This is a genomic window from Geodermatophilus amargosae (assembly GCF_041028265.1).
Taxonomy (GTDB): domain Bacteria; phylum Actinomycetota; class Actinomycetes; order Mycobacteriales; family Geodermatophilaceae; genus Geodermatophilus; species Geodermatophilus amargosae_A.
The window spans coordinates 37,183-57,738 of sequence record NZ_JABGCW010000015.1; the positions used below are offsets into that span (position 1 = coordinate 37,183).

Annotated in this window: 20 protein-coding genes; 13 read left to right on the plus strand and 7 right to left on the minus strand. The window is 75.4% G+C overall.

The annotated features are described in order from the left end of the window. Positions 1 to 25: 25 nt before the first annotated feature. From HLV61_RS18350 to HLV61_RS18360, 3 genes are read right to left on the minus strand one after another with little or no spacing between them, the layout of a single operon-like run. Entirely contained in the window at positions 26 to 490 is a 465-nt protein-coding gene (locus tag HLV61_RS18350; RefSeq protein ID WP_369257978.1) for a GNAT family N-acetyltransferase, read from the minus strand. Next, positions 487 to 2,475: a VWA domain-containing protein gene (locus tag HLV61_RS18355; protein WP_369257980.1), complete on the minus strand. Its 1,989-nt coding sequence runs from the start codon at positions 2,473 to 2,475 to the stop codon at positions 487 to 489. The genes HLV61_RS18350 and HLV61_RS18355 overlap by 4 nt, the downstream gene beginning before the upstream one ends. Continuing rightward, entirely contained in the window at positions 2,472 to 3,935 is a 1,464-nt protein-coding gene (locus HLV61_RS18360; RefSeq protein ID WP_369257982.1) for a sigma 54-interacting transcriptional regulator, read from the minus strand. Before HLV61_RS18360 ends, HLV61_RS18355 begins: the two co-directional genes overlap by 4 nt. 67 nt (positions 3,936 to 4,002) lie before the next feature. On the opposite strand from HLV61_RS18360, the gene ilvA reads away from it, so the two are divergent. The 4 genes from ilvA (at position 4,003) to HLV61_RS18380 (ending at position 9,311) form a co-directional block, all read left to right on the plus strand. Beyond that, the gene (ilvA, locus tag HLV61_RS18365) at positions 4,003 to 5,217 is read left to right on the plus strand and encodes a threonine ammonia-lyase (RefSeq protein ID WP_369257984.1); all 1,215 of its coding nucleotides are present in this window, start codon (positions 4,003 to 4,005) and stop codon (positions 5,215 to 5,217) included. 113 nt (positions 5,218 to 5,330) lie between these two features. Then, positions 5,331 to 6,344, plus strand: a complete 1,014-nt coding sequence (locus HLV61_RS18370; RefSeq protein WP_369257985.1) for an ATP-binding cassette domain-containing protein — start codon at positions 5,331 to 5,333, stop codon at positions 6,342 to 6,344. Beyond that, positions 6,341 to 7,144 carry an ABC transporter permease gene (locus HLV61_RS18375; protein WP_369257987.1) on the plus strand — a complete coding sequence of 268 codons (804 nt, stop codon included), beginning with the start codon at positions 6,341 to 6,343 and terminating at the stop codon, positions 7,142 to 7,144. Before HLV61_RS18370 ends, HLV61_RS18375 begins: the two co-directional genes overlap by 4 nt. A 94-nt stretch (positions 7,145 to 7,238) precedes the next feature. Further along, a complete protein-coding gene (locus tag HLV61_RS18380) occupies positions 7,239 to 9,311 on the plus strand; it encodes a M3 family metallopeptidase (RefSeq protein ID WP_369257989.1) in 2,073 nt (690 codons plus the stop codon). Between the two features lie 80 nt (positions 9,312 to 9,391). On the opposite strand, the gene HLV61_RS18385 is transcribed toward HLV61_RS18380, so the two are convergent. Continuing rightward, positions 9,392 to 9,718 carry an RNHCP domain-containing protein gene (locus HLV61_RS18385; RefSeq protein WP_369257990.1) on the minus strand — a complete coding sequence of 109 codons (327 nt, stop codon included), beginning with the start codon at positions 9,716 to 9,718 and terminating at the stop codon, positions 9,392 to 9,394. Between the two features lie 14 nt (positions 9,719 to 9,732). After that, positions 9,733 to 10,233: a transcription elongation factor GreA gene (greA, locus tag HLV61_RS18390; protein WP_369257992.1), complete on the minus strand. Its 501-nt coding sequence runs from the start codon at positions 10,231 to 10,233 to the stop codon at positions 9,733 to 9,735. A gap of 217 nt (positions 10,234 to 10,450) precedes the next feature. Between greA and mca the strand changes: the two genes are divergently transcribed. Next, complete coding sequence (gene mca, locus HLV61_RS18395) at positions 10,451 to 11,338, plus strand: mycothiol conjugate amidase Mca (protein ID WP_369257994.1); 888 nt, start codon at positions 10,451 to 10,453, stop codon at positions 11,336 to 11,338. Further along, entirely contained in the window at positions 11,335 to 11,694 is a 360-nt protein-coding gene (locus tag HLV61_RS18400) for a hypothetical protein (RefSeq protein WP_369257996.1), read from the plus strand. Before mca ends, HLV61_RS18400 begins: the two co-directional genes overlap by 4 nt. A 521-nt stretch (positions 11,695 to 12,215) precedes the next feature. Here HLV61_RS18400 and HLV61_RS18405 read toward each other — a convergent pair. Beyond that, positions 12,216 to 12,767 carry an AMIN-like domain-containing (lipo)protein gene (locus HLV61_RS18405; protein ID WP_369257997.1) on the minus strand — a complete coding sequence of 184 codons (552 nt, stop codon included), beginning with the start codon at positions 12,765 to 12,767 and terminating at the stop codon, positions 12,216 to 12,218. 336 nt (positions 12,768 to 13,103) lie between these two features. Between HLV61_RS18405 and HLV61_RS18410 the strand changes: the two genes are divergently transcribed. From HLV61_RS18410 to HLV61_RS18420, 3 genes are read left to right on the plus strand one after another with little or no spacing between them, the layout of a single operon-like run. After that, the gene (locus tag HLV61_RS18410; RefSeq protein WP_369257999.1) at positions 13,104 to 13,664 is read left to right on the plus strand and encodes a hypothetical protein; all 561 of its coding nucleotides are present in this window, start codon (positions 13,104 to 13,106) and stop codon (positions 13,662 to 13,664) included. A 12-nt stretch (positions 13,665 to 13,676) separates the two neighbouring features. Then, complete coding sequence (locus HLV61_RS18415; RefSeq protein WP_369258001.1) at positions 13,677 to 14,333, plus strand: maleylpyruvate isomerase N-terminal domain-containing protein; 657 nt, start codon at positions 13,677 to 13,679, stop codon at positions 14,331 to 14,333. Between the two features lie 31 nt (positions 14,334 to 14,364). Continuing rightward, positions 14,365 to 15,615, plus strand: coding sequence for a geranylgeranyl reductase family protein (locus HLV61_RS18420; RefSeq protein WP_369258003.1), 1,251 nt, complete (start codon positions 14,365 to 14,367; stop codon positions 15,613 to 15,615). A gap of 33 nt (positions 15,616 to 15,648) precedes the next feature. Here the strand turns inward: HLV61_RS18420 and trhA are convergent, their stop codons facing one another. Then, positions 15,649 to 16,461, minus strand: coding sequence for a PAQR family membrane homeostasis protein TrhA (trhA, locus tag HLV61_RS18425; protein WP_369258005.1), 813 nt, complete (start codon positions 16,459 to 16,461; stop codon positions 15,649 to 15,651). A gap of 136 nt (positions 16,462 to 16,597) precedes the next feature. On the opposite strand from trhA, the gene HLV61_RS18430 reads away from it, so the two are divergent. The 4 genes from HLV61_RS18430 (at position 16,598) to HLV61_RS18445 (ending at position 20,472) form a co-directional block, all read left to right on the plus strand. Then, entirely contained in the window at positions 16,598 to 17,377 is a 780-nt protein-coding gene (locus HLV61_RS18430; protein WP_369258007.1) for an isoprenyl transferase, read from the plus strand. Between the two features lie 13 nt (positions 17,378 to 17,390). After that, on the plus strand, positions 17,391 to 18,608 hold the full coding sequence (locus HLV61_RS18435; protein ID WP_369258008.1) for a DUF885 domain-containing protein: 1,218 nt from the start codon (positions 17,391 to 17,393) through the stop codon (positions 18,606 to 18,608). Between the two features lie 3 nt (positions 18,609 to 18,611). Next, positions 18,612 to 18,941, plus strand: coding sequence for a hypothetical protein (locus HLV61_RS18440; RefSeq protein WP_369258010.1), 330 nt, complete (start codon positions 18,612 to 18,614; stop codon positions 18,939 to 18,941). A 235-nt stretch (positions 18,942 to 19,176) separates the two neighbouring features. Further along, complete coding sequence (locus tag HLV61_RS18445) at positions 19,177 to 20,472, plus strand: PhoH family protein (protein ID WP_369258012.1); 1,296 nt, start codon at positions 19,177 to 19,179, stop codon at positions 20,470 to 20,472. Positions 20,473 to 20,556: the final 84 nt, after the last annotated feature.

Genomic DNA, 20,556 nt, shown 5'->3' on the forward strand with positions numbered 1-20,556 from the left:
TGGTGACCCCGCCGGGCGGCGGGACTCAGCGGCCCCCGCGGACGGGCCCGGGCACGGACGTGACCATGCCGACGTGCGGGCCGATCAGGTCGACGTCGAACGGCCCGGTCGCCACGCGGAAGCCCGCGCGGGCGTAGAAGCCGGCCGCGGTCTGACGGGCGTTGCACCACAGCAGGTCCCCGCCCCGCGTGGCGACCACCTCCAGGCCCGCCGCCAGCAGCGCGCGGCCGGCCCCGGTGCCGCGGACCTCCGGGTCGGTGGCCATGCCGCGCAGCTGCCACGGTGCCCGCGCCGGCTGCCACGGGCACGGCGCGGGAGCGAGGCGGACGACGCCGACCACCCGGCCGTCGGGCGCCCGCGCGGCCAGGTGCACCGTCGCGGGGTCGTCGTCACCGGGGAGCCCCGCGGGGCCGCCGTCGCGCAGGACGGCGCTGCGCAGGGGCAGGACGACGTCGACGCCGACCTCCCCGACCGAGACGGGACCGCTCACCGCGCTCGGCGCCCCCTGCGGGTGCGCAGGTAGTCCGCGACGACGTACTCGCCGAGCCGGTCGCTGTCCGGGGTGAACACCCGGCCGCCGGCCCGTGCGGTGATGTCGTGGACGAAGTGCACCAGGCTCGGTTCCGGATCGAGGGCGAACACGTTGAGCGTCGCGCCCGACCGCGCCACCCGCTCCACCTCCGCGACCGTCCGGGCGATCGTCTCGGGCATCGGCGGCCAGCAGAAGTACGGCGTGCCGTCCTCCTCCAGGTGCGCCGTCGGCTCGCCGTCGGTGACCACCAGGACCACCGGCTCGGCGTCGCGGTGCCGGGCGAGGAAGCGGCGGGCCAGCATCAGCCCGTGCTGCAGGTTGGTGCCCTGCAGCGTGTCCACGGACAGCTCGGCCAGGGTCTCGGGCTTGAGCACCTGGGCGGTGGAGGAGAAGCCGATGATCTGGATCGCGTCCTGCGGGAATCGGGTCGTCACCAGCGAGTGCAGCGCCATCGCCGTCGACTTGGCCGCGCCCCACGTGCCGCGCAGCGCCATCGAGTAGGACAGGTCGACCAGCAGCGCGACGGCGGCCCCGGTGCGACGCTCGGTCTCGACGACCTCGAAGTCCTCGACGGCGATGCGGACCCTCCGGCCGCCGTCCCGGGAGGGCGTGCCGGCGGTGCGCAGCACCGCGTTGCGGACGGTCCGGACGACGTCGAGGGGCTGCTCGTCGCCGAACTGCCACTCCCGGGAACTCCCGGTGAGCTCCCCGGCCGCGCCGGCGTCGGCGACGTCGTGCTCGCCCCGCCCGGCGGCGTCGAGCTTGGCGAACACCCGCCGCAGCGCGGTGGCGCCCAGCCGGCGCACCGCCTTCGGCGAGAGCTCCAGCTTGCCGTCGGAGCGGTTGAGGTAGCCCTGCCGCTCCAGCTCGCGCTCCATCTGCCGCAGCGCCGCGAGGTCGTCGACGGCCTCGCGGCCCAGGGCCTGCTCGAGCAGCTCCTCGTCGACGTCGGCCAGCGAGGCGCCGGCGTAGCCCTGCGAGAGCTGGTTGGACAGCGCCTCGAGGTCGGCCAGCTCCGCGACGGCGCTGGTGGCGTCGCCGAGGCCGAGGCCCTGCTCGCCGTCGGGGACCTGGCCGCGCTGACCCCAGGGGAGGTCGGGGCGGGCCTGGCGCAGCGCGTCCTGCAGGTGCGCCATCTCGCTGGCCAGCCCCATGTCCGACATGGTCTGGGCCATCAGGTCGGCCAGCTCGGCCCGCTGCTCGGGCGACAGGCCGGCCATCATGCGTTCCTGGGCGGCCGCCCGGCGCGCGAGGGAGTCGATCAGCTCCTCCACCGACTGCGGGTCGTCGGGGAAGAACTGCCCGTGCTCCTCCATGAACTCGCGGAACTGCTCGTCGGTGTCCTCGCCGCGGTTGTGCGCGTCCACCAGCCGGGACAGGTCCGCGACCATGTCCTTGACCGCCTGCATGTCCTGCTCGGTGGCGTTCTCCAGCGCCTGCTTCATGTTGGCGAAGGAGCTGTCGAGCACCTCCCGCCGCAGCAGGTCCTGGATGCGGTCGTAGGCCTCCCGCGCCTCCGGCGAGCGGAACGGGTAGTCCTTCAGTGCCCGCACCGCGCCCGCGGTGTCCTGCGGGAGCGCGTCGAGCTCGGCCTCGGCCAGCCGGGCGGCGTCGTCCGGGTCGGGGAACAGCGCGCGGCGCTCGGCCTCGAGCGCCCGGTCGAGCAGCTCGCGGACCTCCTGCAGCGTGCCGTCCATCCGGCCGGCGGTGCGGGCCTGGCGCAGCCGCTCGCGGACCGAGCGGCGCAGCTCGTCCAGCCCGCGCCGGCCGTCCATGCCGCGGCGCAGCAGCTCGCGCAGCGCCTCGCGCACGCCGCTGCCGCCGAGCACCGAGTCGCCGATCTCGTCGACGGCGCTGCCCAGGTCGTAGGGCGGGGCGAGCGGGTCGGCCCCGCCCCGCCAGCGGCCGTACCGGTACCCCCTGCCGGGGCGGGACCTGCTCATGCCCCGTAGACCGTCCGCGTGCCGTCGGTGTCCTTGGCCAGCCGGCGGGTGAGGTAGAGGCCCTCGAGGGCGAACTCGACGGCGGCGGCGGCCTGCTCGGCGGACTCCTCGCCCTCCGGCACGCCCAGGCGCCCGAGGAGCTCCGCCAGCCTCGGGATGGTGCCCAGCTGGCCCAGCAGCGCCGCGCCCGGCACGAGCTCGCCGGACTCGACGGTCTCCCCTCCGGTGAAGTGCTCCTGCAGCCCGGTGAGGTCCAGTCCGCCGCACCGGGCACGGAAGGTCTGCGCGGTCGCCTGCCGCAGCAGGTGCTCGAGCACCTCCGTCTCCCGGTCGTCGTCGGGGTCGCTGCCGGAGTCGGCGAACTCGACCTTGCCGCGGCTGGCCGGGACGATGCCGGGCAGGTCCACGACGCGCGCCACCGGCCGGGTCTCCCCGGCGATCGCGGCCCGGCGGACGGCGGAGGCGGCCACCGTCTCCAGCCCCGCGATGGCGAACCGGGCGCTGACGCCCGAGCGCTGGTCCACGTGGCTGGACTCGCGCACCAGCCGGGTGAACCGGGCGACGATCTCGGCCAGGTGCTGGGGGACGACGGGGGCGTCGAAGCCGTCGTGCCCGCTCGGCGCGCCCAGGCCGCTGGTCTGCGCCTCCTGCAGCAGCAGCCGGATCTCGTCGGCGAGCTCCAGCGGGTAGTGCGTGCGGACCTCGGCGCCGAAGCGGTCCTTCAGCGGCGTGATGATCCGCCCGCGGTTGGTGTAGTCCTCGGGGTTGGCGCTGGCCACGAGCAGGAGGTCCAGCGGCAGCCGCACGCGGTAGCCGCGGATCTGGATGTCGCGCTCCTCGAGCACGTTGAGCAGCGCGACCTGGATGCGCTCGGCGAGGTCGGGCAGCTCGTTGACGCTGAAGATGCCGCGGTTGGTGCGCGGGACGAGGCCGTAGTGGACCGTCTCCGGGTCACCCAGGGTGCGGCCCTCGGCGACCTTGATCGGGTCGACGTCGCCGATGAGGTCGCCGACGCTGGTGTCGGGGGTGGCCAGCTTCTCCCCGAAGCGCTCGCTGCGGTGCAGCCAGCCGACCGGGGTGTCGTCGCCGTGCTCGCTGATCTGGCGGTGTGCCCACACGCTGATCGGGTGCAGCGGGTGCTCGTTGAGCTCGCTGCCGGCCAGGACCGGCGTCCACTCGTCGAGCAGGCCGACCAGGGTGCGGATCAGGCGGGTCTTGCCCTGGCCGCGCTCGCCCAGCAGGACGAGGTCGTGGCCGGCGATGAGGGCCCGCTCGACCTCGGGGACGACGGTGTCCTCGAAGCCGACGATGCCGGGCAGGCTGGGCTCGCCGGCGCCGAGGCGGGCGAGGAGGTTGGCGCGGATCTCGGCCTTGACCGGCCGGAAGGCGGCTCCGTCCGCACGGAGCTCGCCGAGGGTCGTGGGTGCGGGTGGGGTCTGCGCTGGGGCGACGTCCGTCACCTCAGCCACGGTACGACGAGCAGCGACGATGCGGGAGCGCCCCGCTCGGCCCTGGGAGGATCACGGCATGGGAGCCGACCTGGTCACGGGTGCCGACGTCGCCGCCGCGGCCGACCTGCTCGAGGGCGTCGCGCGCCGCACGCCGCTGGAGCACTCGCGGGCGCTGGCCGAGCGGGTGGGCGGACCGGTGCACCTCAAGTGCGAGAACCTGCAGCACACCGGCTCGTTCAAGTTCCGCGGCGCCTACGTGCGGCTGTCCCGGCTGACCCCGGAGGAGCGGGCCCGCGGGGTGGTGGCGGCCAGCGCCGGCAACCACGCGCAGGGCGTCGCCCTGGCCGCCCGCATGCTCGGCATCGCGGTGACCGTCTTCATGCCCGAGTCCGCTCCGCTGCCCAAGGTGGCCGCCACCCGCGGCTACGGCGCCGAGGCCCGCCTGGTCGGCGTCGACCTCACCGCGGCACTGGCCGCGGCGACCGCGCACGCGGAGGCGACCGGCGCGGTGATGATCCACCCGTTCGACCACCCCGACGTCATCGCCGGGCAGGGGACCGTGGGCGCCGAGCTGCTGGAGCAGTGCCCCGACGTCGCCACCGTCGTCGTCTGCACCGGGGGCGGCGGGCTGGTGTCCGGCGTCGCCGCCGCCGTCCGGGCCCGCCGCCCGGAGGTGCGGATCGTGGCGGTGCAGGCCGAGGGTGCCGCCGCCTTCCCCGCGTCCCTGGCGGCCGGGCACCCGGTGCCGCTGTCCGGCCTGACGACGATGGCCGACGGGATCGCCGTCGGCGCGCCCAGCGACCTCACGCTCGCGCACGTCCGCGACCTGGTCGACGAGGTGCGCACCGTGGGCGAGGAGGACCTCTCCCGGGCGCTGCTGTTCTGCCTGGAGCGGGCCAAGCTCGTCGTCGAGCCGGCCGGGGTCGCTGCCGTGGCCGCGGTGCTGGCCGAGCCGGAGGCCTTCCCGCCGCCGGTGGTCGCCGTCGTCTCCGGCGGCAACGTCGACCCGGTGCTGCTGCTCAAGGTGGTCCAGCACGGCATGGCCGCGGCCGGCCGGTACCTGCGGCTGCGGCTGTCCGTGCCCGACCGGCCGGGCTCGCTGGCGGCGGTGCTCGCGGTGCTCGCCGAGGGCGGCGCCAACGTCCTCGAGGTCGAGCACGAGCGGACGTCGACCCGCCTGGACCTCGGGCAGGTCGAGGTCTTCGTCGTCCTCGAGACCCGCGGTCCCGACCACGCGCGGACCGTCGTCGCCGCGCTCGCCGGCGCCGGTTTCGCCGTCTCGGAGGGCTGAGCGGGCACCGTCGACGAGCCCCGGCCGCCGCCGCGGTCGGAGGGCGTGGACCCGGGTCGCGGTGGGCGGGATCGGTTCGGGAAGTGTCGGTGCTCACACCTAGTTTGACCGGCATGGGCAACGCCATCCTCGTCGAGGGACTGCAGAAGCGCTTCGGGTCCAACACCGCGCTCGCCGGGGTGGACCTCGCCGTCCCCGAGGGCAGCGTGCTCGGTCTGCTCGGGCCCAACGGGGCGGGCAAGACCACCGTCGTCCGCATCCTCACCACGCTGCTGCAGCCCGACGGCGGCCGCGCCGAGGTCGCCGGCGTCGACGTGCTGCGGGAGCCGGGCCGGGTGCGCTCGATGATCGGGCTGACCGGCCAGTACGCCGCCGTCGACGAGTACCTCACCGGCTTCGAGAACCTGGAGATGGTCGGGCGGCTCTACCGGCTCGGGAAGCGGGAGTCGCGGACGCGGGCGGAGGAGCTGCTCGAGCGTTTCGGGCTCACCGACGCGGCCGGCCGGCCGGCGAAGACCTACTCCGGCGGCATGCGGCGGCGGCTGGACATCGCCGCGTCGCTCATCGCCCGCCCGCGGGTGCTCTTCCTCGACGAGCCGACCACCGGCCTGGACCCGCGCAGCCGGCTGGGCATGTGGGAGTTCATCGCCGACCTCGCCGGCGGCGGGACGACGATCCTGCTGACCACCCAGTACCTCGAGGAGGCCGACCGCCTCGCCGAACGGATGGTGGTCATCGACCGCGGCCGGGTGATCGCCCGCGGCACCGCCGACGAGCTCAAGGCCCAGGTCGGCGGGCAGCGGCTGGAGCTGACCGTGGGCCGGGCGCAGGACCTCGCCGAGGCCGCCCGGCTGCTGACGCCGCTGTCGGCCGGCGGTGCCCGTCCCGACGAGCAGACCCGGCGGTTGAGCCTGCCGGTGCGCGGGGGCACCGACTCGCTGGCCGAGGCGCTGCGGCTGCTGGCCGGCACCGACGTCGAGGTGCTCGACATCGGGCTGCGCCGGCCCGACCTCGACGACGTGTTCCTCACCCTCACCGGCCACTCGGCCGACGAGACCGCCGACGACGAGGCCGCGCCCGCGGACACCACCCGCGTGCCGGCCGGGACCGCCGGGAGTGTCCGATGAGCTCGCTGTCCGTCGCCGTCGAGGACGGCCTGACGATCACCCGCCGCAACCTGGTCAAGGTCAAGCGGGTCCCGGAGCTCATCGTCTTCGCGACGCTGTCCCCGATCATGTTCGTGCTGCTGTTCCGGTACGTCTTCGGCAGTGCCATCCCCATCCAGGGCATCAGCTACGCCGAGTTCCTGCTGCCGGGGATCTTCGCCCAGACGATCGTCTTCGGGAGCACGATCACCGGGGCCAGCCTGGCCGAGGACCTGCAGAAGGGGCTGATCGACCGGTTCCGGTCCCTGCCGATGGCGTCGTCGGCCGTGCTGGTCGGCCGGACGGTGGCCGACCTCGCGCTCAACGCGCTGTCGATCGTGGTCATGGGGGTCACCGGCCTGATCGTGGGCTGGCGGATCCGGTCCTCGCTGGGCGAGGCGCTCGCCGGCTTCGCGCTGCTCCTCCTGTTCGCCTACGCGATGAGCTGGCTGATGGCCACGGTGGGACTGCTCGTCCGGGCACCGGAGGTGGTGCAGCAGGCCAGCTTCATCGTCATCTTCCCGCTGACCTTCATCGCCAACACGTTCGTGCCGACGGACGACTTCCCGACGGTGCTCAAGTGGATCGCCGACTGGAACCCGGTGTCGGCGGTCGTGCAGGCGGCCCGGGAGCTGTTCGGCAACACCGCGCCGGGCCTGGGCGCCACCGACACGTGGTCGCTGCAGCACCCGGTGCTGTACACGCTGATCTGGTCGGCCCTGCTGCTGGCGGTCTTCGTGCCGCTGTCGGTGTGCATCTACCGGCGGACCGCCAGCCGCTGACGCACCCGTCCCGGTGCCGGTCGTGCCGTCGCCGGGACGGGGCCGCTGGGAGGCTCCTGCGGCCGGGCCGGGCGGAGGCGGAGGATGGCGCCCGATGAGTGCCGAGACCGCCCCCGCCGCGTCCACCCCGCTGCCGTCCAACCCGCTGCTGTCCGAGTCGCCGCTGCCGTACGGGCTGCCGCCGTTCGCCGACACCACCCTCGAGCACTGCCGCGAGGCGGTGCTGGCCGGGATGGCCGAGCAGCGCGCCGAGCTCGACGCGATCACCGGATCGGCCGAGCCGCCCACCTTCGGGAACACGGTCGAGGCGCTGGAGCGCTCCGGTGCGCTGCTGCGCCGCGCCGAGGCGGTGTTCGGCAACCTCTCCTCCTCGCTGTCCACGCCACGGCTGCGCGAGATCGAACGGGAGCTCGCCCCGCTGGAGGCCGCGCACGCCGACGCGCTGCGGCTCGATCCCGCGCTGTTCGCCCGTGTCGACGCCGTCCACGAGGCGCGCCACGACTCCGGGCTGGACCCCGAGGCGGTGCGGCTGGTGGAGCGCCACCACCTCGACCGCGTGCTGGCCGGTGCCCGGCTCGACGAGGAGGGCCGCACCCGGCTGTCGGCGATGAACCGCGAGCTCTCCGAGCTGTCCACGCAGTTCGGGCAGAACCTGCAGCTGGCCACCGAGGCGGCCGCCGTCCGGGTGTCCGACGTCGCCGAGCTGGACGGGCTGGACGAGGAGGAGGCCGCCGCCGCGGCCGGTGCCGCCGCCGACCGCGGCCTCGACGGGTACGTGCTCCCGCTGCTGCTGCCCACGGGCCAGCCGGTGCTGGCCAAGCTGCGGAACCGGGAGCTGCGGCGCCGGGTGTTCGAGGCGTCGGTGACCCGCGCGTCGTCGGGCGAGCACGACAACGGCCCGGTGGCCGCGCGGATCGCCCGGGTGCGCGCCGAGCGGGCGCGGCTGCTGGGCTTCGCCACCCACGCCGACCTGGTGCTGGCCGACCAGACCGCCGGCAGCACCGGCGCCGTGGACGCGATGCTCTCGTCGATGGTCGGCCCGTCCACGGCGAACGCGATGGCCGAGGGGGAGGTGCTGGCCGAGGTCGCCGTCCGCGACGGCGTGTCCGAGCTCGCGCCGTGGGACTGGGCCTTCTACAGCGAGCGGGTGCGCGCCGAGCGGTACTCCGTGGACACCGCCGCGCTGCGCTCCTGGTTCGAGCTGGACCGGGTCCTGGTCGACGGCGTCTTCCGGGCCGCCGAGCTGCTCTACGGCTTCCGCTTCGCCCCGCGCCCGGACCTCGCCGGCTACCACCCCGACGTCCGCGTCTGGGAGGTCAGCGGCCCCGCCGGCGAGGCGGTGGGGCTCTACCTCGGCGACTTCACCGCCCGCGAGGGCAAGCGCGGCGGGGCGTGGATGAGCTCGTTCGTCACCCAGTCGCGGCTGCTCGGCACCCGGCCGGTCGTCGTCAACAACCTCAACGTGGCCCGCGCGCCCGAGGGCCGGCCGACGCTGCTGACGCTCAGCGAGGTGGACACGCTGTTCCACGAGTTCGGCCACGCGCTGCACGGCCTGAGCTCGGCGGTGACCTACCCGCGCTTCGCCGGGACCGCGGTGCCCCGCGACTTCGTCGAGTTCCCGAGCCAGGTCAACGAGATGTGGGCGCTGTGGCCGGAGGTGCTGTCCACCTACGCGCGGCACGTCGACACCGGGGAGCCGCTGCCGCCGGCCGTCGTCGAGGCGCTGGACGCCGCCCGGCTGTGGGGCGAGGGCTTCGCGACGCTGGAGTACCTCGCCGCCACGCTGCTCGACCAGGCCTGGCACCGCATCACGCCGGAGACCGAGATCGGCGACCCCGCCGAGTTCGAGCGGCGGGCGCTGGCCGACGTCGGCGTCGCCAGCGACCTCGTGCCGCCGCGCTACCGGACCACGTACTTCCAGCACGTCTTCGCCGGCGGCTACGCGGCGGGCTACTACTCCTACATCTGGTCGGAGGTCCTCGACGCCGACACCGTGGAGTGGTTCCGCGAGAACGGCGGCCTGCGGCGCGAGAACGGCGACGTCTTCCGCGAGCGGCTGCTCTCCCGCGGCGGCTCGGTGGACCCGCTGGAGGCCTTCCGTGCCGTCCGCGGCCGCGACGCCGACCCCGCTCCGCTGCTCCGCCGCCGCGGCCTCGCCCCGGCCTGAGGAGGCCGCTGCTGGGGTGCTCCTCGTGCTCCGCGGGTCCTGCGGGACCCCGGGACCGCGAGGAGCACCCCCGGGGGGCCCTACAGCCAGGGGAGCGAGAGCACCAGGTCGAGGTCGTCGGGGGCGTCGCCGTCGCGGACGAGCCGGTTGGGCTGGCGGTGGCCGCACGCCGTGCAGCGGTGCACCACCTGCCAGCCCTTGCCGGACTTCTCCACCAGCCCGATCGGCTCCATCGGCTGCCGGCACTCGCTCGCGCGGTCACCGGGCAGGTCGTCGACGTGCAGCGACCACAGGCAGACCGGGCAGTGGTTGCGGTAGTGGCCGTCGCTGTTGGCGGGGACGTCGGCGGCGCAGTGGACGCAGGCGAAGCCGGTGTTCTCCGCCCGCCGGGAGCGGGTCGTGCGCATCGGGAGGGTCCGGGTCAGCGGACGAACGGCTCGACGGCGACGACCTCGACGGTGATGTCGCGGCCGTTCGGCGCCTGGTACGTGACCGTCGTGCCCGGCTTCGCGCCGAGGATCGCCGAGCCCATCGCCGACTCCGGGGAGTAGACGGCGAGGTCGGTGGTGCCGGCGATCTCGCGCGAGCCGAGCAGGAACTTCTCGGTCTCGTCGTCGCCCTGGAAGCGGATGGTGATGACCGTGCCGAGCTCGGCGCTGGTGGCCGTCGTCGGCGGCTCGCCGACGCGGGCCTTGCGCAGCAGGTCGGTCAGCTGCCGGATCCGGCCCTCCTGCTTGCCCTGCTCCTCCTTGGCGGCGTGGTAGCCGCCGTTCTCCTTGAGGTCGCCCTCCTCGCGGCGGGCGTTGATCTCGGCGGCCATGGCGGGCCGGCCGGCCACCAACTGGTCGAGCTCGGCCTTCAGCCGGTCGTGGGCCTCCTGGGTCAGCCAGATGCCCTGCTCGTTCTCAGTGGGGGTGGACACGCGGGGTACTCCTGCAGCTCGGGGGCCACCTCCCGGTCGGGAGGCGGTCGACGTCGATCCGGCCAAACTAACACCGGCGCGGAGGCCGTCGCAGGGACGCGGACGACCCTGCGGGGGAGCGGACCGTATCCGACCTCACGGTGACGAGCACCACATCCACCCGTCCGGACGACGGGGTTCGCGGCGGCCCGTCGCCGCCTCGGGGGACACTGTTGCGGTGACCGACGCCCACCCGTTGCGCCTGCTCGCCGTGCACGCCCATCCCGACGACGAGTCGAGCAAGGGCGCCGCGACCATGGCCCGGTACGTGGCCGAGGGCGTCTCGGTGATGGTGGCGACCTGCACCGGCGGCGAGCGCGGATCCGTGCTCAACCCGGCGCTCGACCGCCCCGAGATCTGGGAGCGCCTGCCGCAGCTGCGCGTCGAGGAGATGTCGCGCGCCCGCGAGATCCTCGGCGTCGAGCAGGAGTTCCTCGGCTTCGTCGACTCCGGCCTGCCCGAGGGCGACCCGCTGCCGCCGCTGCCCGAGGGCTGCTTCGCGCTGGTCCCCACCGAGGAGGCCGCCGCCCCGCTGGTCGAGCTGGTCCGCCGGTTCCGGCCGCACGTCGTGCTGACCTACGACGAGCACGGCGGCTATCCGCACCCCGACCACATCAAGACCCACGAGATCTCGGTGCACGCCTTCGAGGCGGCCGGCGACCCCGAGCGGTACCCCGACCTGGGCGAGCCGTGGCAGCCGAGCAAGCTCTACTACCACATGACCTTCACGCTGACCCGCGTGCGGGCGCTGCACGAGGCGATGGTCGAGGCCGGCGCGGAGTCCCCCTACGCCGAGTGGCTGGCCACCTGGGACCCCGAGCGGGACATGTCCCCCCGGGTGACCACCCGGGTGCCCTGCGCCGAGTACTTCCCGGTCCGGGACGCCGCCCTCATCGCGCACGCCACCCAGATCGACCCCACCGGCCGCTGGTTCGCCTGCCCGATGGACGTGCAGCAGCGCGTGTGGCCCACCGAGGACTACGAGCTGGCCCGTTCGCTGGTCGACTCGCCCCTGCCCGAGGACGACCTGTTCGCCGGCATCCGCAGCGAGGTGCCGGTCCCGTGACCCCCGCGTCGATCCCCGGCGTCCTCGTCGAGGCCGTGCTGGCCGCCGAGGAGCAGCTGCCCGAGGACGTCGGCAAGTCCGGCCCGCTGGGGCTGTTCCTCCTGCTCGTGCTGCTGGTCGTCGTCGGCTTCCTGGTCCGGTCGATGAACCGGCACATCAAGGGCCTGCCCCGCAGCTTCGACGACGCCGGTGACGGCCCGCGGGTCGTCGTCCCCGACACCCCCGCCGAGCTCGTCGACGAGCCGCGCCGGCCCGGCCAGGACCTGCTCGACGACCTGCGCCGCGCGCCGCGCGCCATCGAGGGCCCGCGGCCCGAGCGCCGCGACGAGGACCGGACGGACCCGCCGGCGCGCTGACGCCGGCGGGCCCGCGGGCCACCGTGCGGTCGGGAACGGCTCGATCTCGCGGGCGATCGCCCCGCGCGGCCCCTGGACCCAGCCCGCGTCCAGGGCCTCGACGTCGTGCTGGGCGGAGACGACGTGCCGGCGTCCCGCCCGTCCCGGACGGTGTAGCGGGCGCGGCCGTGCTCGACCACGCGCCGTCCGGTCGCGGGGTCGGGACGGCCGACCTGCCGCCACTCGGCGGCCACGGCGTCGCCGTCGGGAGCGAGCCGGGTCACGGTGGACTCCCCCGGCCGTTCTCGGCGAGCATCTCCCGCACGTGGTCCGCGTAGCCGGCCGGTGTCCGGCGCACGACGACGCCCGAGTCGCCCTGGTGGCGCCAGGACCTCGGGCGCCCTCAGGTCGGCGGCGCGGTCGGGATCGACGCCCGAGCGCACGGTGTGCAGCAGGTCGGCGACGACGTCGAGGGGGTCCGCTCGTCCACGGCGCCATCCTGGCGGCCGGCCGGGCCGGGCGTCCCGGTCCGGCCGCGGTGCTCACCAGGTGTGCGCGACGTCGACGACGAGCCGGGCGCCGTCGCCCGGGCCGTCGAGGACGGTCACGCGGAACGGCAGCCGGGCGCGGACGCCGAGACCCACGGTGCTGCGGCCCTCGAACGACTGCGCCCACGCGACCTGGCGGAAGGTGCGGTAGCCGCCGACGGCGACCGCCTCGGCGTCGACGCGCGGGTCGTAGGTGGCCGTCCCGTCGTCGTACGCGGGGGTGTGCACGACCACCTGGAGGTCGGCGGCTCCGCGCAGCGGCACCGGCCGGCCCGAGCCGTCCTGCGCCACCCGGCCCACGTAGCGGACGTCGTAGGAGACGTCGGCGGCGTCGATCCCGTCGAGGTCGAGGACCAGCCGGTCGTAGCAGTCGTGCCGGCCGGCGCGGACGTCGTCGAGGGTGCCCCCGCCGCGGTCGGCGAGGGCCTCCGGCAGCGAGCCCCACGCGGTGCCGCAGGCGGCGGCGGAGGCGGGGGAGAGGGTGGCGCCGAGGGCGGCCGTGGCGGCGGTCAGGACGACGGCGGCGCGGGTGCGGATGGTGCTCATGTCGGGCTCCCGGGGTCAGGGGGACGTGCTGACGATCGTGAGGATCCGCCGACACGCGCCCCGGCACCACGGCCCGGATCGCCCACGGACGTCGATCCCGAGGGCTCCGGTGTGTGGACATGTGACAGGGAACCGGCCTCCGGGCGCGACACGAGGTGGCACGTCGTCGTCCGTCGTCACGGGGCGACGGTGGGTGTCGTGTCCGCTGTGGGCGGAGCGTCAGGCCTTCCCGGCAGCGACCGGGCGTCTTACCGTGTAAGCGTGTAATCACCTGCTGCCGAGGAGGCCGCTGTGCACGGACACCACTCCCGATTCGCCGATTCCCCCTTCGCCCGGATGGGCGCACCGGGCTTCCGCCGCCGTGGCCCGGGTGGCCGCGGAGGTGACACCGCGCCGCCGGTCGACCGCGCCGAGGTCGCCGGCTGGTTCGCCGGGCGGCTGCCCGACGGCTGGTTCACCGGCCCGGTGGACCTCGTCGTCGACCGGGACGAGATCACCGTGGTCGGCCCGCTGGCCGAGCCCGACGCCGGTGAGGGCGACCCGGCCGCCGCCCGCGCCGGGCGCATCGCCCGCTTCCGCGAGGACACCCGCGAGCAGCGGATGGCGATCGCCGACGCCGCGCAGGAGCGCTACGGCCGCTCGGTGGCCTGGGGCGCCTCGTGCGGCGACGTCCGCGAGGTGTTCACCAACGCCTCGGTGCCGGTGATGACCCGGCTGCGCCAGTCCGAGCGGCTGGTGCTCGACACCCTCGTCGACGCCGGCGTCGCCCGCTCCCGCTCCGAGGCGCTCGTCTGGGCGGTGCGGCTGGTCGGGCAGCACGCCGACGCGTGGCTGGGCGAGCTGCGCGACGCCATGGCCTCGGTGGAGGAGGTGCGGGCGCGCGGCCCGCAGCTGTAGCAGGCTGCCGGGGTGAGCCTGGAGCTGCTCCTGTCCGCGTACGGCGCGCTGTCCGGCCTGGTCGGCGACCTGACGCCGGAGGAGGCGGACCGGCCCAGCGGCTGCGCGGGCTGGGCGGTCCTCGACCTCACCCAGCACCTGCTCGACGACGCCCGCCGGGGACTGGTCGCCCTGGCGACCCCGGCGGGCGGGCCGGCCTCCACCGACGCCGTCACCTACTGGCGCTCCTGGCAGCCCTCGCCCGAGGAGGACGACTCCACCGCGTGGCGCACCCGCGTGCGGGCCAGCGCCACGGGCGGGATGCCGGGCCTGGCACCCCTGTACGCGGAGACGGCGGCCGCGGTGTGCGTCGCCGCGGGCCGTGCCGACCCCGGTGGGCTCGTGGCGACGCAGGGCTGGGTGGTCGGGGTCGGTGACCTGCTGTCCACGCTCGCCGTCGAGGCCGTCGTCCACCACCTCGACCTGGTGGCACACCTGGCCCGGCCCGGCCCGCCGGCCGACGGGCTGGCCGAGGTCCGGCGGGTGCTCGAGGCGCTGCTGGGCAGCCCGCTGCCGGACGGGTGGGACGACGCCACCGCCGCCCGCCGCGGCACCGGCCGCGAGCCGCTGACCGACGCCGACCGCGCCGCGCTGGGGGAGGCGGCGGCCCGGTTCCCCCTCTTCGGCTAGCGCACCGCGCTGAGCAGGGACACTGGGAGTCGTGCCCGCTCCCGCTGTCGTCCCCGCCGCCACCGACGTCCTGGTGGTGGGAGCCGGGCCGGCCGGTTCGGCCGCCGCCGCGTGGGCGGCGCGGGCGGGTGCCGACGTCCTGCTCGCCGACGCCGCCGTCTTCCCGCGCGACAAGGCCTGCGGCGACGGGCTGACCCCGCGGGCGGTCGCCGAGCTCGACCGGCTCGGCCTCGGCGACTGGGCGCGCGGGAAGGCCCGCAACCGCGGCCTGCGCGCGGCCGGCTTCGGCCGGGTGTGGGAGCTGCCCTGGCCCGGCGGGGCGTTCCCCGACCACGGCAGTGCGGTGCCGCGCACCGAGCTGGACGCCCGCATCCGTGCCTGCGCGCTGCAGTCCGGGGCGGCGCCGCTGGAGGGCGCGCGGGCCGTCGACGTCGAGCGCGACGGCGACCGGGTGCGCGGCGTGGTGTTCGACGTCGGCGGGCAGCGGTCCACCGTGCGCTGCGAGCGGCTGGTCGTCGCCGACGGCGTCCGCTCGTCCCTCGGCCGCGTGCTGGGCCGGGAGTGGCACCGCGACACCGCCTACGGCGTCGCGGCGCGCGGCTACGTCGCCTCCGGCCGCAGCGACGACGAGTGGATCTCCTCGCACCTGGAGCTGCGCGACGCCGAGGGCGAGCTGCTGTCGGGCTACGGGTGGGTGTTCCCGCTCGGGGCGGCGGCCGGGCAGGTGAACATCGGCGTCGGCACGCTGGCCACCGCGCGCCGCCCGGCCGGGGTGCAGCTCAAGGCGCTGCTGGAGACCTACGCGACCGCCCGCCGCGAGGACTGGGAGCTGTCGGGCCCGGTGCAGGCGCCGGCGTCGGCGCTGCTGCCGATGGGCGGGGCGGTGTCCGGCGTGGCCGGGCGCAACTGGGCCCTGGTCGGCGACGCCGCCGGCTGCGTCAACCCGCTCAACGGCGAGGGCATCGACTACGGCCTGGAGACCGGGCACACCCTGGCCGCGATGCTGGCCGAGGACGACTGGTCCGCGGCGTGGCCGGCGACCCTGCGCGACCACTACGGCGAGGCGTTCTCCATCGCCCGCCGGCTGGCCGGGCTGCTCACCCTGCCGCGCCTGCTGCCGGCCGCCGGGCCGGTCGGGATGCGCTCACGCGCGCTGATGACGGTGGCGCTGCGCGTGATGGGCAACCTCGTCACCGACGCCGACCGCGACGCCGTGGCCCGGGCCTGGCGCCTCGCCGGCCGCACCTCCCGCCGCTTCGACGAGCGCCCCCTGTTCGCCTGAGTCCGGGCACTTCCGCGGACGTGCACGGACCCGTCACACGAAGGGCGAGTTGTACATCGCGAAGTAGACGGCGATGTAGTGGCAGATCGCGGCCACGATGGTCATCGCGTGGAAGACCTCGTGGTACCCGAACACGCCGGGCCACGGGTTGGGCTTCTTGATCGCGTAGGCCACGCCGCCGACCGTGTACAGCACCCCGCCGACCGCGAGCAGCACCAGCGACGCGACGCCGGCGATGTGCAGGATGTCGGTGAGGATGAAGACGGCGACCCAGCCCAGGCCGATGTAGAGCGGCACGCCCACCCAGCGCGGCGCCGTCGGCCAGGTCAGCTTGAGGCAGACGCCGGCCAGGGCCCCGGCCCAGACGCCGCCGAGGACCCAGTAGCCCAGGGGCTGGTCGACGGCGAGCAGCGAGAACGGCGTGTACGTGCCCGCGATGAACAGGAAGATCATCGAGTGGTCGAGCCGCTTCATGATCTTCCAGCCGCGGGGGGACCAGCGCCGGCGGTGGTACAGCGCGCTGATGCCGAACAGCCCGCAGATCGTCAGGCAGTAGACGGCGACGGAGAACCCGGCCCGGGCGCCGAGCACGGAGCCCAGCGGGATGAGCACGGCGCCGGCGACGATCGCGCCGAAGAACGCGAACAGGTGCAGCCAGCCGCGCATCCGCGGCCGGGTGTCGGGGTGGTCCCAGTCGGCGTCGTCGAAGTCCTCGGCGGTCCAGGTCCGCTCGACCTGCTGCCCCTCGTCCAGGACGGCGGCGACGGCCGGGCCTCGCGGGGCGTCGATCTCGGCCCCGTCGGCCTGCACCCGGACGTGCTCGAGATCGTCGGGAGCAGTGCTCATGCACCGAGGTTACGGACCCGTAGGGAGGCCCGCGCGGGCAGCGACCTGTGAGTTCGCCGTCAGTCCCGCCGGAGGCCCGGCGCGCGCCCGGTAGGCAGCGGAACGGCGGCGTCCCCGGGCGCCTAGGGTGTGCGCCGTGGGGGCGCGCCAGTGGGTCCGCGACGCGCTGACCCAGCTCTACGAGCGCCGGCTGGCGCGGCAGCTGGTCGGGGCCGACGTCCCCCGCCACGTGGGCGCGATCATCGACGGCAACCGGCGCTGGGCGCGCGCCACCGGGCTGCTCGACCCGAACGCCGGGCACCGCCGCGGCGCCGACCGGATCGCCTCCTTCCTCGGCTGGTGCGACGAGGCCGGCGTCGAGGTGGTCACCCTCTTCCTGCTCTCCACCGACAACCTGTCCCGCCCCGAGCCGGAGCTGACGCCGCTGCTGCGGATCATCGAGGGCGTCGCCGAGGACCTCTCCGCGCCCGACCGCCGCTGGCAGCTGCACCCGGTCGGCGCACTGGGGCTGCTGCCGGCGGAGACGGTCACCGTGCTCAAGGAGGCCGAGGAGGTCACCCGCGACCGGCCGGGCGCCACGGTCAACCTCGCCGTCGGCTACGGCGGGCGCCGGGAGATCGCCGACGCCGTCCGCTCGCTGCTGGCCGAGCACGCGAGCCGGGGGACGTCGCTGGACGAGCTGGTCGAGGTCCTCGACGTGGAGCACATCGCCGAGCACCTCTACACCCGCGGCCAGCCCGATCCCGACCTGGTCATCCGCACCAGCGGCGAGCAGCGGCTGTCGGGCTTCCTGCTCTGGCAGACGGCGCACTCGGAGTTCTACTTCACCGACGTCTACTGGCCCGACTTCCGGCGGGTGGACCTGCTGCGCGCACTGCGGGCCTACGCGGCGCGGCACCGCCGTTTCGGTGGGTGACAGACTCGGGCGCATGGCCCCCGGCACCGTCGACGTCCCGCTCGAGTACGTGCGGCTGGGACTGCGCTTCGACCGGCTGGAGGCCGGTTTCGTGGACGCCTACACCGGCGCGAAGCGGATCCGCGCCGAGGTGGAGAGCGAGCCGGCGCCCACCCCGCATGGCCTGCGCGACCAGGCCCGCGCCCTGCTGCGCGAGCTCGACGCCGCCGGGCTGCCGGAGGACCGCACCGCCTTCCTGCGCGGCCAGCTGACCGCCCTGGAGTGCAGCGCCCGGAAGATGAGCGGCGAGCCGGTCGGCTTCCTCGACGAGGTGCGCAGCTACTTCCAGGTCGACCTCGTCCTCGGCGACGCCGCGCACTACGCCGCCGCGCACGCCGAGCTCGACGCGCTGCTTCCCGGCGACGGCACGCTCGCCGAGCGCTACGCCGCGCACCGCCGTCGCGAGGAGTGCCCGCCGCAGCGGCTCGAGGCGGCGGTGCACGCGCTGTCCAGCGCGCTGCGCGACCGGGTGCGCGGCCGCTACGGCCTGCCCGAGGTCGAGACGGTCCGCTACGAGGTGGTCACCGACAAGCCGTGGTCGGGCTTCAACTACTACGAGGGCGACTTCCGCTCGCGGGTGGCGATCAACGCCGACCTGCCGCACCGGCTCAGCCAGCTCGCCCACCTGGTGGCGCACGAGTCCTATCCCGGCCACCACACCGAGCACTGCCGCAAGGAGCGCGGCCTGGTCGAGCGCGACGGGCACCTCGAGCACACCGTGTTCCTGGTCAACACCCCCGAGTGCCTCATGGCCGAGGGGCTGGCCGACCTCGGCGTCGACGCCGCCGTCGGCCGCGGCTGGGGGCCGTGGGGGGCCGAGGTGCTCGGCGACCTGGGGCTGCGCTTCGACGGGCACCTCGCCGAGCGGATCGCCGCGGCCGCCGCGCCGCTCAACCGCGTCCGGCAGGACGCCGCCGTGATGCTGCACGACCGCGGAGCCGACGCCGACGAGGTGGCCGCCTACATCCAGCGCTGGTCGCTGGTCGGCCCCGACCGGGCCCGCCAGCAGCTGCGCTTCCTCACCCACCCCCTGTGGCGGGCCTACATCACCACCTACGTCGAGGGCTACGACCTGCTGCAGCGGTGGCTGGCCGCCCGGCCGGAGGGCCAGGACGTCGCCGACCGCTTCGTCCGCCTGCTCGACGAGCCGCTGACCCCCGCCGTCGTCACCGCCGAGCTGTCGGCCGCCTGACCGGTGCCCCGCCGCGACCCCCGGGAGGCCCGCGCGCTCGGCCTGTGGACGGCGGGCTGGCTGTTCGTGCTGCTGCTGGCGGGCCTGGTGTGGATCGGCGACCTCGGGCTGCAGTGGCCGGTGCTGGCGGTCCCGCTGCTGTGGGCGCTGGTGGCGCTGCGGCCCCGCGGCCGGCGCGCGCACGGTGGCCGGCGGCCCCGGGACGAGTGGCCCGCCGACGACGACCTCGCCGGCTGGCCGCCGCCGGACGACGTCGCCCCGCGGATGCCGCCCACCCGGGAGCTGCCCTGGCTGCCCGACGTGCCCCGGGACCACCGCCGGGAGTCCGGTTGAGCGACAGGAGGGACAGCTGGGTCCCCCCGAGGGGGGACACGCCGCCTCGCCGTCATGTGACCGTCACCTCCCCGCTCTAGCGTCCGGGGTGGACGACGGGCCCGCCCCGCCGTCCACGGGAGGCCCGGTTGGTGCTGACGATCTCGTCCACCGAGGGGGCCGGTCCCCGGCCCCTGCGCCGGGGCCCGGCCACCTTCGAGCCGGGGCGCGGTCCGCGCCCCATCGGGAGTCGACCGTGACCACTCGCCGCACGTACGTCCTCGACACCTCCGTCCTGCTCTCCGACCCCCGCGCGCTGCTGCGCTTCGGCGGCGCCGACGTGGTGCTCCCGCTCGTCGTCATCGGGGAGCTCGAGGACAAGCGGCACCACCCCGAGCTCGGCTGGTTCGCCCGCCAGGCGCTGCGGCTGCTCGACGACCTCCGGGTCACCCACGGCCGGCTCGACGCGCCGGTGCCGGTGGGGGAGGACGGCGGCACGCTGCACGTCGAGCTCAACCACAGCGACGCCGCGGTGCTCCCGGCCGGCTTCCGCAACGACAGCAACGACAGCCGGATCATGGTGGTCGCGCTGAACCTGCGCGCCGAGGGCCGCGACGTCTGCCTGATCACCAAGGACGTGCCGCTGCGGGTCAAGGCGGCCGCGGTCGGCCTCGACACCGACGAGTACCGCGTGCTGGACGCCGTCGACGCGGGCTGGACCGGCATGGCCGAGCTGTCGCTGGGGGACGCCGAGCTGTCGGCCCTGTACGACAGCGGGGAGGTGTTCGTGCCGGCGGCCGCGGAGCTGCCGGCGCACGCCGGGCTGGTGCTGCTGAGCTCGCGCGGGTCGGCGCTGGGGAGGGTCACGCCGGACAAGCAGGTGCGGCTGGTCCGCGGCGACCGCGAGGCGTTCGGACTGCACGGGCGCTCCGCCGAGCAGCGGGTGGCCCTCGACCTGCTGCTGGACCCCGAGGTCGGGATCGTCTCCCTCGGCGGGCGCGCGGGCACCGGCAAGTCGGCGCTGGCGATCTGCGCCGGGCTGGAGTCGGTGATGGAGCGGCGGGCGCACAAGAAGGTCGTCATCTTCCGGCCGCTGTACGCCGTCGGCGGTCAGGAGCTCGGGTACCTGCCGGGCAGCGAGGGCGAGAAGATGTCGCCCTGGGCGCAGGCGGTCTACGACACCCTCGGCGCGCTGGTGTCCAAGGACGTCCTCGACGAGATCGCCGGCCGCGACCTCATCGAGGTGCTGCCGCTGACCCACATCCGCGGCCGCTCGCTGCACGACTCGTTCGTGATCGTGGACGAGGCGCAGTCGCTCGAGCGCGGCGTGCTGCTGACCGTGCTGTCGCGGCTGGGCAGCGGGTCGCGGGTGGTGCTCACCCACGACGTCGCACAGCGGGACAACCTGCGGGTCGGCCGGCACGACGGCGTGGCGGCGGTGGTCGAGCAGCTCAAGGGCCACCCGCTGTTCGCGCACGTGACGCTGACCCGCTCGGAGCGCTCGCCGATCGCCGCCCTGGTGACGGAGATGCTGGAGGACCTCCCCCTCTGACCGGCTGGGTGCCCGCCCGGCCGGGCTCTTGCGGTGTTCCACCTGCTCCTGCGGTCCTGCAAGACCGCGGGAGGGGTGAGGACA

What these genes read in the sequence shown, in the direction of transcription:
- HLV61_RS18385 (WP_369257990.1), bottom strand. Translation starts at nt 9,718, where the DNA reads ATGCGCACGACCCGCTCCCGGCGGGCGGAGAACACCGGCTTCGCCTGC.
- ilvA (WP_369257984.1), top strand. Translation starts at nt 4,003, where the DNA reads ATGGGAGCCGACCTGGTCACGGGTGCCGACGTCGCCGCCGCGGCCGAC.
- HLV61_RS18370 (WP_369257985.1), top strand. Translation starts at nt 5,331, where the DNA reads ATGGGCAACGCCATCCTCGTCGAGGGACTGCAGAAGCGCTTCGGGTCC.
- HLV61_RS18375 (WP_369257987.1), top strand. Translation starts at nt 6,341, where the DNA reads ATGAGCTCGCTGTCCGTCGCCGTCGAGGACGGCCTGACGATCACCCGC.
- HLV61_RS18380 (WP_369257989.1), top strand. Translation starts at nt 7,239, where the DNA reads ATGAGTGCCGAGACCGCCCCCGCCGCGTCCACCCCGCTGCCGTCCAAC.
- HLV61_RS18405 (WP_369257997.1), bottom strand. Translation starts at nt 12,767, where the DNA reads ATGAGCACCATCCGCACCCGCGCCGCCGTCGTCCTGACCGCCGCCACG.
- HLV61_RS18435 (WP_369258008.1), top strand. Translation starts at nt 17,391, where the DNA reads ATGGCCCCCGGCACCGTCGACGTCCCGCTCGAGTACGTGCGGCTGGGA.
- HLV61_RS18410 (WP_369257999.1), top strand. Translation starts at nt 13,104, where the DNA reads ATGGGCGCACCGGGCTTCCGCCGCCGTGGCCCGGGTGGCCGCGGAGGT.
- HLV61_RS18355 (WP_369257980.1), bottom strand. Translation starts at nt 2,475, where the DNA reads ATGAGCAGGTCCCGCCCCGGCAGGGGGTACCGGTACGGCCGCTGGCGG.
- trhA (WP_369258005.1), bottom strand. Translation starts at nt 16,461, where the DNA reads ATGAGCACTGCTCCCGACGATCTCGAGCACGTCCGGGTGCAGGCCGAC.